This is a genomic window from Modestobacter muralis (assembly GCF_010682105.1).
GTDB lineage: Bacteria > Actinomycetota > Actinomycetes > Mycobacteriales > Geodermatophilaceae > Modestobacter > Modestobacter muralis.
Genome location: NZ_JAAGWH010000032.1, coordinates 46,234 through 59,467, shown reverse-complemented (window position 1 = coordinate 59,467; position 13,234 = coordinate 46,234). Strand labels below are relative to the sequence as shown.

The window sequence follows — 13,234 nt, the reverse complement described above, 5'->3', positions numbered from 1 at the left end:
ACCGGCCGCCGGACCCCTAGGTTGGGCCGGACGCCCGCCTGCGCACGTGGAGGACCCCATGCCCATCACCATCCCGACCGACCTGCTCCCCCGGGACGGCCGTTTCGGGTGCGGCCCGTCCAAGGTCCGCCCCGAGGCGCTGCAGGCGCTGGCCACCGTGGGCGCCGGCGTGATGGGCACCTCGCACCGCCAGGCACCGGTGAAGGCCCTGGTCGGCCGCATCCGTGAGGGCCTGACCCAGCTGTTCGACCTGCCCGACGGCTACGAGGTCGTGCTCGGCAACGGCGGCTCGACCGCCTTCTGGGACGTCGCCACCTTCGGGCTGATCCGGCAGAGGAGCGCGCACGGCAGCTTCGGTGAGTTCTCCGCGAAGTTCGCCTCCGGCGTGGCCGAGGCACCGTTCCTCGACGCCCCGGTCGTCACCACGGCCCCGGCCGGTCAGCTGGCGCTGCCCACCGCCGAGGCCGGCGTGGACGCCTACGCGTGGGCGCACAACGAGACCTCGACCGGGGTCATGGCCCCCGTCGTCCGCCCCGACGGGATCGACGCCGACGCCCTCGTGCTCATCGACGCCACCTCCGGCGCCGGCGGCCTGCCGGTCGACGTCAGCCAGACCGACGTCTACTACTTCGCCCCGCAGAAGTCCTTCGCCAGCGACGGCGGGCTGTGGGTCGCGCTGATGTCGCCGGCTGCGCTGGCGCGGGTGGCGGAGATCAAGGCGTCGGGCCGCTGGACCCCGGGCTTCCTGGACCTGTCGATCGCGGTCGACAACAGCTCCAAGGACCAGACCTACAACACCCCCGCGGTCGCCACGCTGTTCCTGCTGGCCGACCAGATCGACTGGATGCTCGGCCTCGGCGGGCTGTCGGGCGCGGTCGCCCGCAGCCAGGAGTCCTCCCGCCGGCTGTACGAGTGGGCAGAGCGCACCAGCTACACCTCCCCCTTCGTCGCCGAGCCGGACCAGCGCTCCCTCGTCGTCGGCACCGTCGACTTCGACGACGCCGTCGACGCCGCGCTGATCGCGAAGACGCTGCGCGCGCACGGCGTGGTCGACGTGGAGCCGTACCGGAAGCTGGGCCGCAACCAGCTGCGGGTGGGCATGTTCCCGGCCGTCGACCCCGACGACGTCACCGCGCTCACCGCGTGCGTCGAGCACGTCGCCGGACAGCTCTGAGCGCCCCGCCGGTCCGGGCATGAGCTGGCTGGTCACCGGCGGGGCCGGCTACGTCGGGGCGCACGTCGTGCACGCCCTGGCCGCCACCGGTGCGCAGGTCGTCGTCCTCGACGACCTGTCCACCGGGGACGCCGGCCGCCTGGACGCGCTGCCCGCCGTGCCGGTGGTCGTCGGCTCGGTCCGCGACCGGGGCCTGGTGCGCCGGGTGCTGCGTGAACACGCCGTCCAGGGGGTCGTGCACCTGGCCGCACGGGAGCAGGCCGAGGAGTCGGGAGCTGACCCGCTGACCGCCTGGACGGAGAACGTCGAGGGCCTGGTCGCCCTGCTGGAGGGCTGCCGGGCCAAGGGCGTGAGCCGGTTCGTCCTCACCAGCAGCACCGCCGTGTACGGCGAACCGGACACCGAGCCGCTGACCGAGGAGGCCCCGTGCCGGCCGCTGTCGCCGTACGGGCGGACGAAGCTGGCCGGTGAGTGGTTGCTGCGCGACTGCGCCGCCGCGTACGGGCTGGCCGCCGTCTCGCTGCGCCTGTCCGACGTCGCCGGGGCGGCCGACCCCCGGCTCGGGGACACCAGCACGGCGCACCTGTTGCCGCGGGTCTTCACCGCCCTGGACGCCGGGACACCGGTCGTCGCCGACCCCTCCGTCGTGCGCGACCACGTGCACGTCGCGGACGTCGTCGAGGCCCACCTGGCGGCGGTCCGGGCACTGGAGGGGGACTCGCCGGGCGGCACCTACAACGTGGGCACCGGCCGGGGCACCAGCGTCCTCGACGTCCTGCGGGTGGTCGCGGAGGTCACCGGCGGGGACAGCACCCCGGAGCTGAGCGGTCGTCGCCCCGAGGAACCGGCGCGGGTCGTCCCCGACGTCGGCCGGATCGGGCGCGAGCTGGGGTGGCGCGCGCGCCACGACCTGCACGACGTCGTCGCCAGCGCCTGGACCGCCTGGCGCCACTCCCAGCCGCTCTGACGGAGTGGATCCGTCGACGTGACGTCGACGGATCCACTCCGCTCAGCCGGGCAGGACCCAGGTGTCCTTGCTGCCGCCGCCCTGGCTGGAGTTGACCAGCAGCGAGCCCTCCTCCAGCGCCACCCGGGTGAGCGGTGCGGGCAGGGCCCGGGTGGTGGTGCCGGCGACGGCGAAGACCCGCAGGTCGGCCCGCCGGGGCACGACCAGCCCGTCGACGACGGTGGGCACGGTGGAGAAGTCGACGGGTTCCTGGGCGACGAAGCGGTGCGGTGTGGCGAGCACCTCCGCCTGCAGCTCCGCCAGCTCGGCGGCCGAGCACTGCGGGCCGAACACCACGCCCTGTCCGCCGTAGCCGTCGACCGGCTTGACCACCAGTTCGTCGAGCCGGTCGCGGGCCTCGGCCAGGTCGCCGGCGTCGGCCAGCAGCCAGGTGGGCACGGTGGCCAGCACCGGCTGCTCGCCCAGGTAGAAGTCGATCATCTCCGGCACGTAGCGGTAGGTGGCCTTGTCGTCGGCCACCCCGTTGCCCGGCACGTTGGCCACCGCCAGCTGCCCGGCCCGCACCGCCTCGCCGAGGAGCACGTCGACCGGGATGCCGGTGGGGGTCAGGTGCCCGGCCAGGTCGGCCTCGTCGAAGCGCCGGTACAGGACGTCGACCGGCACGCGCGCGCCGTCGACCTGCACGGCGACCCCACCGGACGGCGTGGGCCACAGCGTGTGGGGGGTGGCGACCGGCACGCCCATCGCCTCGGCCAGCAACCGGTGCTCGAACCAGGCGGTGTTGTCGCGGCCGTCGGTGAGCAGCCCCAGCTGCGGGTTCCCGGCGCAGCCCGGGGGCGCCGCGTCGGCCAGTGCCGCCCGCAGCAGGGCGACGGCCTCGGTCGGGTCGACCAGCCCGGCGGCCTCGGCCGCGGCGTACAGGTCGGGCAGCGCCGCGCGGCCGCTGTCCCGGTTGGCCAGTGCGTAGCCGATGCCCGAGGGCACCCGCAGGTTGTCCTCCAGCACGACCCAGCCGTCCGGCCCGCGGAGCAGGTCCAGGCCAGACACGGTGATCCGCTGCTGGCCGGGCACCGCCCAGCCCACCGCGGCCGGCCGGTGCCCGGGGCTGGCGGTCACGACCCACTCCGGCACGACCCCGGCACGCACCACCTCGGGCAGCCGGTCGTCGTCGGTACGCCGCCGACCGCCGGGCCGGTAGACGTCGGCGAGGAACGCGTTGAGCGCGCGGTGCCGCTGCTCCACGCCGCGCGCCAGGTGCGCCCAGTCGGCGGCCGGCAGCACCCGCGGCACCGGGCAGAGCGGGAAGGGCCGCTCCTGAAGCCGGCCGTCGACGTACGCGCCGAAGACGACGCCGCGCACCCGCCGCTCCTGGGCCATCGCGCCCACGACCGAGGTGAGCCCGACGCCGCCGAGCTGGTCGAGCGCGGCGGCGACCGGCCCGAACGGCGGGTGCACCGAGCCGTCGGCGGCCACGGCCTCGTCGCGGACCGAGCCGGGGTAGCGGGCGAACACGCTGGCTGCGGTCATAGCCAGCGATCGAACCACTCGGCGACGCGTTCCGACAGGGCCAGCTGGTTGCCCCGGCCGACCACGGTGTGGCCCTCGCCGCGCAGCAGCAGCAGCTCTGCCGGCGCGCCGAGCGCGGTGAGCTCCTGGTGGGCCTGCACCGACTCGAGCACCGGCACGTTGGTGTCGCGGTCGCCGTGGGCCAGCAGCACCGGGGCGGTGAGCCGGTGCAGCGCCGTCATCGGCGACAGGTCAGCCAGCAGCTCGCGGTCGGCCACCGGGTCGCCGTACTCGGTGACCGAGGCCGCGGCCATCCACGGCTCGGTGCCGGCGAAGAAGGTGCGCAGGTCGCTCATCCCGGCCAGCGACGCGCCGGCGGCGAACAGGTCCGGCCAGCGGGTCAGGGCCACCAGGGTCAGGTAGCCGCCGTAGGACCAGCCGTGCGCCCCCAGCCGCCCGGGCAGCGCGATGTCGGCGGCCACCAGGTGGTCGACGGTGGCCGGGACGTCGGCGAAGGACGCCTCGCGGGCGCCGAGGTCGTCGGCGGCCGTGAACGCCCGGCCGTGCCCGCCCGAGCCGCGCACGTTGGGCGCGAAGACGGTCAGCCCGGCGGCGACCAGGGACTGGGCGACCGGGGAGAAGTCCGGCCGCTCCTGCCCCTCGGGGCCGCCGTGGAAGCTGACCACGGTGCGGTTGGGGCCGGTCACGCCCGGCGGGGTGTACAGCCACCCGTCCAGCCCGGTGCCGTCGGCCGCCGGGTAGCGCAGCCGCACCGGCGTCACGAGCAGGTGCGGGTCCGGCGGGCGCGGCGTCGAGGGCAGCGGGGCCTGCGGCGCGGGCCCGTCGACCGGCACCCACCACAGCGACCGCGGCCGGGCCGGGCCGGTCAGCTCGGCCAGCAGCGTGCCCCCGTCGGCCGACAGCGACCAGCCGGGCATCACCGGCTGCGGCAGCGGGACGGCGTGCCGCAGCCGGCCGTCGAGGTCGCGGACCTCCAGCTCGGTGACGCCGTCGGCGTTCCACACGCAGAGCACGGTGCCGTCACCGCGGACGGCGTAGGCGTCCAGGTCGGCGTCCGGGCGGCTGATCAGCACCTCGCCGGGACCAGGGACCCGCCCCTCGCCCAGCGGCACCCGGACCAGGCCGGTGCGGTCGCTGCGCGGCACGTCGGGGAGCCCGGGCAGGGCCGCGCGCAGGTAGACCGCGCCGCCGTCGGGGGCGAACCGGCCGTCCTCGGACGCCTGCCAGCCCGGGGCGCCGAGCGGCAGCAACCGCCGCTGCACGCCGGTGGCGACGTCGACCAGCACGACGTGCCGGTGGCCGCGGGGGCCGCGGCGGGCCAGCACGGTGCGCTCGTCGGCGGCGACCGCGGTCACCGACAGGAACCCGCCGCTGGCCAGGGTGCGGCGGGCACCGCTGACCACGTCGACCAGGACGACGTCGGCGTCCGGGCCGTCGCCGGAGGCGATCGAGCAGACGTAGTGCCCGGGGGCGGCGGTCCAGCCGCCGGCGAACACGGTGGCCCGCGGGTCCTCCCCGGCGACCAGGTGCCGGTCGGTGCCGTCGGGGCGCACGGCCCACAGCTGGGCGCAGATCGAGCCGCCGGGGCTGACCAGGTAAGCCAGCCACGCGCCGTCCGGGGACCAGGCGACCGAGACGACCTCCTCTCCCGAGCCGGACAGCACCGCAGGGGGCAGCTGCTGGTCCAGGGTGGCGACCTCGAGCCGGGGCAGCCCGGAGCGGTCGCTGACGTAGGCCACCCGGTCGCCGGTGGGCGCCAGGCTCGGGCACCAGGCGCCCGGGGCGCCGGCAATCTCGGCGATGGCGAGCCGGACCTCGGTGGGGAGCCCGGCCCTCGGTGGGACGGCCGGGTGCAGGACGTCGGTCACGGCACCTCCTCGGGGCAGCAGTGGCGGTCGGCGCAGCGGGTCAGGAGATCCCGTGCCGCTGCAGCCACAGTTCCAGCAGGCCGATCTGCCACAGCTGGTTGGACCCCAGTGTCGTGCGGTGGGCGTTGGGCTCGGCGAGCAGGCGGTCGACGAACTCCGGCCGGAACAGCCCGCGTTCCCGGGCCGCGGGGGCGGTCAGCGCGGCGCGCACCGTCTCCAGGTAGTCGCCCTGCAGCTCGATGATCGCCGGCACCGGGAAGTAGCCCTTGGGCCGGTCGATCACCGCGGCCGGAACCACCTTGCGGGCGGCGTCCTTGAGCAGGCCCTTGCCGCCGTGCATGAGCTTGAGCTCCGGCGGGACGGCGGCGACCAGCTCGGCGAACTCGTGGTCCAGGAACGGCACCCGGGCCTCCAGGCCCCAGGCCATCGTCATGTTGTCCACCCGCTTCACCGGGTCGTCGACGAGCATGATCGTGGAGTCCAGCCGCAGCGCCCGGTCCAGCGTGGTGTCCGCGCCGGGGCGGGCGAAGTGCTCGGCGACGAAGGCGCGGCTGACGTCCTCGGTCACCGCCCACTGCTCCCCCAGCACCTTGACCAGCTCGTCGTGCGGGCGGTCGATGAACACCCGCGCGTAGGCGTCGACGGCGTCGGCCTCCGGCACGCCGTCCAGCGGCGGGTACCAGTCGTAGCCGGCCAGCACCTCGTCGGCGCCCTGCCCGCTCTGCACCACCTTCACGTGCTGGCTCACCTGCTGGCTGAGCAGGTAGAAGGCGACGGCGTCGTGGCTGGTCTGCGGCTCGCTCATCGCACCGATCGCGCCGTCGAGCCCGGCGTGGACGTCGGCGGTGGGCACCATCAGCCGGTGATGGTCGGTGCCGAAGGTCTCGGCGACGACGTCGGAGTAGACGAACTCGTCGCCGGAGCGCCCACCGACCGCCTCGAAGCCGATGGAGAAGGTGGCCAGGCCGCGCTGCCCCTCCTCGGCGAGCAGGCCGACGATGAGGCTGGAGTCGATGCCGCCGGACAGCAGCACCCCGACCGGGACGTCGGAGACCATCCGGCGCCGGACGGCGGTGCGCAGGGACTCCAGCACCCGCTCCTGCCACTCCACCGGGTCCAGGCCGGCGAGGTCCGCGCGCCGGGAGTGCACCGGGCGCCAGTACTCCCAGTCGGACTCCCGGCCGTCGGGCTCGTAGGTGCGCACCGTCGCCGGCGGCAGCTTCCGCACCCCGGCCAGGATCGTGCGCGGCGCGGGGACCACGGCGTGGAAGGACATGTAGTGGTGCAGCGCGACCGGGTCGACGGTGGTGTCGACGCCGCCGGCGCGCACCAGGGCGGGCAGCGAGGAGGCGAACCGCACCCGGCCCGGGCCCCGGGACAGGTACAGCGGCTTGATCCCGAAGCGGTCGCGGGCCATGACAACCCGGCCGGAGTCCCGCTCCACGACGACGAAGGCGAACATCCCGAGGAAGCGCTCGACGCAGGCCGCGCCCCACCGGTGGTAGGCCTTGAGCACGACCTCGGTGTCGGAGGTGGAGAAGAACCGGTAGCCGGCGGCCTGCAGCTCGGCCCGCAGCTCCGGGTAGTTGTAGACGATCCCGTTGAAGACCAGCGTGAGCCCGAGCTCGGCGTCGACCATCGGCTGGGCACCGGCGTCGGTCAGGTCGATGATCTTCAGCCGGCGGTGCCCCAGGGCCACCGGGCCGGACTGCCAGCCGCCCGAGCCGTCGGGCCCGCGCCGCTGCAACTGGTCGCACATGGCCGCCACCGCCGCCATGTCCGCGACGCCGCCGTCGAACCGGACCTCACCCGAGATGCCGCACACGTGTGCCTCCGTCCTGGTCCCGGTACGGCGCGCCGCTGCGCCCGCCTGCGTGCCACCGTGCTCACCGGGTGTTGCGTCCCGATGACGGTGGTGCTCCATTCTCGGGGCCGGGTGACCGGACTGCGACCGGGCCCTCACCACGGGCCGACCCCCGCTGTCGAGCCGACGCGCCGCACCGGGCGTGTCGGCAGGTGCCGGTTCCTGCCGCGCGGATAGCGTGACGCTGGTCCGTACCCCGGGCTCGCACCGAATCCCTGCTGGAGGTCGCCCCCATGCGCTCCTTGCGCCTCGTGGCGCTCTCCGACGACGGCGACCACCTGGTGCTCGTCGCGGACGAGCCCGACTCGACCGGGGACGGCGAGCGCTTCGAGCTGCCGCTGGACGACCGCCTGCGCGAACTGCTGCGGGCCGAGGTCGCGAAGCCCGCGCCCGCCCCGGCCGACGACCTGCCGCCGCGGGTGATCCAGGCCCGCATCCGCGCCGGGGAGACCCCCGAGCAGGTCGCGGAGTCCTCCGGCACCCGGGTCGAGCGGATCATGCGCTTCGCCCACCCCGTCCTGCAGGAGCGCGAGCGGGTGGCCGAGCAGGCCCGCGACGCCCGTGTCCGGCTCAGCGAGGGCACGCCGAGCGTGCCGCTGGAGCGGTTCATGGCCGAGCGGCTGCGGCTGCTGGGCGCCGACCTGGACGCCGTCAGCTGGGACGCCCACCGCAGCGAGGACGGCACCTGGCAGGTGCGCGCCGCCTGGCGGGCCGGCCACAAGTCCGGCACCACGCGGTGGAGCTACGACATCCCGGCCCGCACCGTCACCCCGCTGGACGCGGCCACCATGGACTTCGCCGAGGGCACCCGGCTGGTGCGCGTCGTCCCCGACGTCCCGCACGGCCTCCCGCCGGCGCCGGCCCCCCGCCGGTCGATCGCGGTGGTCCCCCCGGCCGAGCCGACCGACGCCGAGGACCTCGGCGCCGAGGACCGGTTCGACGACGACGCGGACGTGCGCGACGTCGTCCCCGCCGACGGCATCCCGGCCGACCTCGCGCCCGGCACGGACGGCGACGCGGACGGCACGCTGCTGCCCGACGGCACCGACGCCCGCAGCCCCTACGACGACGAGGTCGACCCGGACACCCAGGAGACCGTCGTGCTGGGCACCCTCATGGACGGCGAGGTCGAGGACCCGCGGGCCCGGATCCCGGCCTGGGAGGACATCGTGTTCGGCGTCCGCCGCCGCCGCTGAAGGACCTCCCTGCCCCGGCCTGCCCCAGAGGCCCGGCCCGAGCCTGCGAGGGTCGGGGAGGAGCAGGTCCTCCCACTCGCGGCGGGGCCCTGCAGCGAGGCCGACTGTTCCGATACCGGCTCGGCGTTAATCGCTCGAAGCTGTCGGTGTGGCGGCATAGCCTCAGCTGGCCATGACCCGCCCTGCCGAGCACCCCGACGCCGAGCAGGGGCGGCTCTCGGCCCTGCGGCGGCTGCTGCCCTTCGCCCGCCCCTACCGCGGGCTGATCGCCCTCACCTTCACCGGGGCGCTGCTGGCCACCCTCGCCCAACTGGCCGTGCCGCTGATCACCCGGCGCATCGTCGACGGCCCGATCGCCGGCGGCGACCGGGGCGCCCTGGTGCCGCTGCTGGGTCTGGCCCTGCTCTTCGGCACGGCCGAGGCGGCGCTGATGTTCCTGCGCCGCTGGGCCATGGGCAACAGCAGCCTGGCCATCGAGCGCGACCTGCGGGACACCCTCTACCAGCGGCTGCAGCGGCTGCCGGTGGGCTTCCACGAGGGGTGGTCGTCGGGCCAGCTGCTGTCCCGGGCCACCTCCGACGTGTCCACCATCCGCCGGTTCATCGGCTTCGGCGCCGTCTTCCTCGTGGTCAACCTGATCACCTGCGTCGTGGTCGGCACGCTGCTGGTGGTCACCTACTGGCCGCTGGGGGTGGCGGTGCTGGTCACCAGCGTGCCGCTGATCGCCTTCGGGCTGGGCTTCGAGAAGCGGTACAACGCCCAGTCCCGCGCCGTGCAGGACGAGCAGGGCGAGCTGGCCACCGACGTCGAGGAGGCCGTGCAGGGCATCCGGGTGGTCCGGGCGCTGGGCCGCAGCGGACTGGTGTTCGCCCGCTACGACGACAAGGCGCTGCGGCTGCGCGAGCTCCAGCTGACCAAGGTCCGCACGCTCGCGGTGATCTGGTGCATGTTCGAGTTCCACCCGCAGATCACCCTGGCCGTGGTCCTGGTCGGCGGCGCCCTCGCGGTGAACGCCGGCGCGCTCACCATCGGCGGGCTGGTCGGCTTCGTCGCGCTGTTCACCGTGCTGCTCTGGCCGATCCTGTCGCTGGGGTTCCTGCTGGCCCAGGCCCAGGAGACGGCCAGCGCCTGCGACCGGGTCGGCGAGCTGCTCGACGCCCCGCTGACCGTCGCCGACTCCCCCGGCGTGCAGCCGGCCGAGGTCGCCCGGCCGGCCCGGCTGCGCTTCGAGGACGTCGGCTTCCGCTTCCCCGGCGCCGGCGACCCGGTGCTGGCCGGCATCGACCTCGACGTCGCCCCCGGCGAGACCGTCGCCCTGGTCGGCGCCACCGGGTCGGGCAAGACCACGCTCACCGCCCTGGTCCCCCGGCTGCTGGACGTGACCCGCGGCCGGGTCACCCTCGACGGCCACGACGTGCGCGACCTGCCGCTGGCCCAGGTGCGCAGCGTGGTCGCCACCGCCTTCGAGGAGGCGACGCTGTTCTCGATGAGCGTCCGGGAGAACGTCACCCTGGGCCGCCCGGGCGCCACCGAGGCCGACGTCACCGAGGCGCTGCGGGTCGCCCAGGCCGACTTCGTGCACGACCTCCCGTGGGGCCTGGACACCCGCATCGGCGAGCAGGGGCTGTCGCTGTCCGGTGGGCAGCGGCAGCGGCTCGCGCTGGCCCGCGCGGTGCTGGGCCGGCCCTCGGTGCTGGTGCTCGACGACCCGCTGTCGGCGCTGGACGTGCACACCGAGGCGCTCGTCGAGCGCGCGCTGCGCGAGGTGCTGGCCTCCACGACCGCCCTGGTGGTCGCGCACCGGGCCTCCACCGTGCTCCTGGCCGACCGGGTGGCCCTGCTCCAGGAGGGGCGGATCACCGCGATCGGCCGGCACAGCGACCTGCTCGCCGAGGTGCCCGCCTACCGCGCGCTGCTGTCCAGCTCCGCCGAGCTCGCCGGCGCCGGCGAGGCAGGTGCGCGGTGACCACCCCCGGTTCCGGTGCCGCGGCCACCACCTCCTCCGGCGGCGCCCCCGCGGACGCGCACGCCGACTGGCGGGGTGTGTCCACCGAGGAGGACGACGCGCTGACCGCCTCGGCCAGCAGCTTCCTGCGCGGGCGCTCGCGGCGGCTGCTCGGGGAACTGGTGCGCCCGCACCGGCGGTCGCTGTGGTGGCTGCTGGCGGTCGTCGTCGTGCAGAACCTCGCCTGGCTGGCCGGGCCGTTCCTCATCGGCGTCGGGATCGACTCCGCCGTCCCGGCCCTGCTCGACGGCGACTCCAGGCCGCTGGTCTGGACGACGGTGGCGCTGGTCGCCGCCGCGGGCGTCGACACCGGCTTCCGCTACCTGTTCCTGACCGGCTCGGGCCGGGTCGGGCAGGAGGTGCTGCTGACCCTGCGCCGGCGGGTGTTCACCCACGTGCAGCAGCTGCCGCTGTCGTTCCACGAGCGCTACACCTCGGGCAAGACGATCAGCCGGCTGACCAGCGACGTCGAGGCGCTGGCCGAGCTGCTCGACGAGGGCCTCGACGGGCTGCTCACCGCCCTGTTCAGCGTCACCACGATCGGGGTGGTGCTGCTGTTCCTGGACCTGCCGCTGGGGCTGGTCGCGCTGCTGGGCTTCCCGCTGCTGTACCTGGTGGGCCGCTGGTTCCAGCGGCAGACCACGGTCGCCTACCGGCGCACCCGGCAGACGATCGCGGCGCTGATCGTGCAGTTCACCGAGACCTTCGGCGGCATCCGGGCGGTACAGGCCTTCCGCCGGGAGCCGCGCAACGACGAGCTGCACGCCCGGCTGAACGAGGAGAACCGGCAGGCCAACCACCGGGCGTTCTGGTTGATCGCGGTCTTCGTCCCGGCGGTCACGATGATCGGCAACGTCATCACCGTGGCGGTCCTGGGCTACGGCGCCGTGCGGGTGATGGACGGTGACATCCAGGTCGGCGTGCTCATCGCGTTCCTGCTCTACCTGCGCCGGTTCTTCGACCCGCTGCAGGACATCGCGATGTTCTACAACAGCTACCAGTCGGCGACCGCGGCGCTGGAGAAGCTGTCCGGGGTGCTCGAGGAGCGCTCCACGGTGCCCGAGCCGGCTGACCCGCACCCGCTGCCGGCGCCTGTCGCCGGGGAGGTCGTCTTCGACGGCGTCCGGTTCGGGTACGGCGCCGCGACCGTGCTGCCGGGCCTGGACCTGACCGTCCCCGCCGGGCAGACGGTGGCCCTGGTCGGGGCCACCGGGGCCGGCAAGTCCACGCTGGCCCGGCTGGCGGCCCGGTTCTACGACCCGGGCGACGGCGTGGTGCGGCTGGACGGGGTGTCGCTCACCCGGCTGGCCGACGCCGACCTGCGGCGCGCGGTGGTCATGGTGACCCAGGAGAGCTTCCTGTTCTCCGGGTCGATCGCCGACAACATCGGGTTCGGCCGGCCCGGCGCCGACCGCGCCGAGATCGAGGCGGCGGCTCGGGCGATCGGCGCCGACGGCTTCATCCGCGCGCTGCCGGAGGGCTACGACACCGACGTCCGCAAGCGCGGCGGGCGGTTGTCGGCCGGGCAGCGGCAGCTGGTCAGCTTCGCCCGTGCGTTCCTCGCCGACCCCGCGGTGCTGGTGCTCGACGAGGCCACGAGCTCCCTCGACGTGCCCAGCGAGCGGCTGGTGCAGGAGGCGCTGCGCACCCTGCTGGCCGACCGGACGGCGCTGATCATCGCCCACCGGCTGTCCACCGTGGAGTTCGCCGACCGGGTGCTGGTCATGGAGGCCGGGCGGATCGTCGAGGACGGCACCCCCGCCGAGCTGGTGGGCGGCACCGGCCGGTTCGCCGACCTGCACCGCGCCTGGGCCGACAGCCTGGTCTGAAGAAGGGCCGGGACCGGTGGGCTGGTGGCTGTGGGCTGTGGAGTCGCTGGGAGTCGGGGTGGCGCGGAACAGGGGGTCGTCCGTGATCGTTTCGGGTAGCAGTGGGTCGGCCGTCGTCCTTCGTGGACCGCGCGGCAGCCGGATCGTCCGGCCGTCGCCAGCAGACCGGCCCGGAACGGAGACCGTCATGTCAGCGTCTGTGTCCATGCCCCTCGGCGGCGTGCAGGTCGGGTCCTACGACGACTACGCCCAGGCCCAGCGAGCGGTCGACTTCCTGTCCGACGAGAAGTTCCCGGTCGAGAACGTGACGATCATCGGCAGCGACCTGCGCATGGTCGAGCGGGTCACCGGCCGGCTGAGCTGGGGCCGCGCGATCGCCGCCGGTGCCGCGAGCGGCGCCTGGTTCGGCTTCTTCGTCGGCCTGCTGCTCAGCATCTTCGCCGAGGACGGCAGCGCCTGGTTCGGCTCGATCCTCACCGGGCTGCTGATCGGTCTGGTCTTCGGAGCCGTGTTCGGCGCGGTCGGGTACGCCGCCTCCCAGGGCAAGCGCGACTTCACCAGCACCAGCAAGGTGGTCGCCAGCCGCTACGACGTCATGTGCAACCCGCAGTTCGCCGAGCAAGCCCGGACGCACCTCGCCCACCTGTCGCTGCGCAACTGAGAAGGCTTCTCCGCCCCTCCCAGGCTGAGGACCCTGCGGAGGGGCCGACGGGACCGCGCGCTCTGGAGCGGTGACCGACAGGTCGCCGCTCCAGTGGCTCTCACCGCCGTGGTGGAGGTCCCGGCGCGCGGGAGCTGACCCCA

General features: G+C 74.9%; 9 protein-coding genes. 6 read left to right on the top strand and 3 right to left on the bottom strand.

Translation table 11 applies throughout. The annotated features are described in order from the left end of the window. Positions 1-58 precede the first annotated feature (58 nt). Together serC and GCU67_RS11435 are read left to right on the top strand one after the other, a co-directional pair. Positions 59-1,174, top strand: coding sequence for a phosphoserine transaminase (gene serC, locus GCU67_RS11440; protein ID WP_211661201.1), 1,116 nt, complete (start codon positions 59-61; stop codon positions 1,172-1,174). A 19-nt stretch (positions 1,175-1,193) separates the two neighbouring features. Then, positions 1,194-2,141: an NAD-dependent epimerase/dehydratase family protein gene (locus GCU67_RS11435; protein WP_163611343.1), complete on the top strand. Its 948-nt coding sequence runs from the start codon at positions 1,194-1,196 to the stop codon at positions 2,139-2,141. A 42-nt stretch (positions 2,142-2,183) separates the two neighbouring features. On the opposite strand, the gene GCU67_RS11430 is transcribed toward GCU67_RS11435, so the two are convergent. The 3 genes from GCU67_RS11430 to GCU67_RS11420 are packed head-to-tail and all read right to left on the bottom strand — an operon-like array spanning position 2,184 to position 7,361. Then, entirely contained in the window at positions 2,184-3,668 is a 1,485-nt protein-coding gene (locus GCU67_RS11430; RefSeq protein WP_163611342.1) for a circularly permuted type 2 ATP-grasp protein, read from the bottom strand. After that, positions 3,665-5,536 (bottom strand): S9 family peptidase, encoded by a 1,872-nt coding sequence (locus GCU67_RS11425; protein WP_338104944.1) that lies wholly within the window; start codon positions 5,534-5,536, stop codon positions 3,665-3,667. The genes GCU67_RS11430 and GCU67_RS11425 overlap by 4 nt, the downstream gene beginning before the upstream one ends. Positions 5,537-5,576: 40 nt before the next feature. Beyond that, positions 5,577-7,361, bottom strand: a complete 1,785-nt coding sequence (locus GCU67_RS11420; protein ID WP_163611341.1) for an N-acetylglutaminylglutamine amidotransferase — start codon at positions 7,359-7,361, stop codon at positions 5,577-5,579. 272 nt (positions 7,362-7,633) lie between these two features. On the opposite strand from GCU67_RS11420, the gene sepH reads away from it, so the two are divergent. The 4 genes from sepH (at position 7,634) to GCU67_RS11400 (ending at position 13,091) form a co-directional block, all read left to right on the top strand. After that, positions 7,634-8,596 (top strand): septation protein SepH, encoded by a 963-nt coding sequence (sepH, locus tag GCU67_RS11415; RefSeq protein ID WP_163611340.1) that lies wholly within the window; start codon positions 7,634-7,636, stop codon positions 8,594-8,596. 172 nt (positions 8,597-8,768) lie between these two features. Beyond that, on the top strand, positions 8,769-10,562 hold the full coding sequence (locus GCU67_RS11410; RefSeq protein ID WP_163611339.1) for an ABC transporter ATP-binding protein: 1,794 nt from the start codon (positions 8,769-8,771) through the stop codon (positions 10,560-10,562). Next, positions 10,559-12,430, top strand: a complete 1,872-nt coding sequence (locus tag GCU67_RS11405; RefSeq protein WP_163611338.1) for an ABC transporter transmembrane domain-containing protein — start codon at positions 10,559-10,561, stop codon at positions 12,428-12,430. The genes GCU67_RS11410 and GCU67_RS11405 overlap by 4 nt, the downstream gene beginning before the upstream one ends. 187 nt (positions 12,431-12,617) lie before the next feature. After that, a complete protein-coding gene (locus GCU67_RS11400) occupies positions 12,618-13,091 on the top strand; it encodes a YflT domain-containing protein (RefSeq protein WP_163611337.1) in 474 nt (157 codons plus the stop codon). The last annotated feature ends 143 nt before the right edge of the window (positions 13,092-13,234 follow it).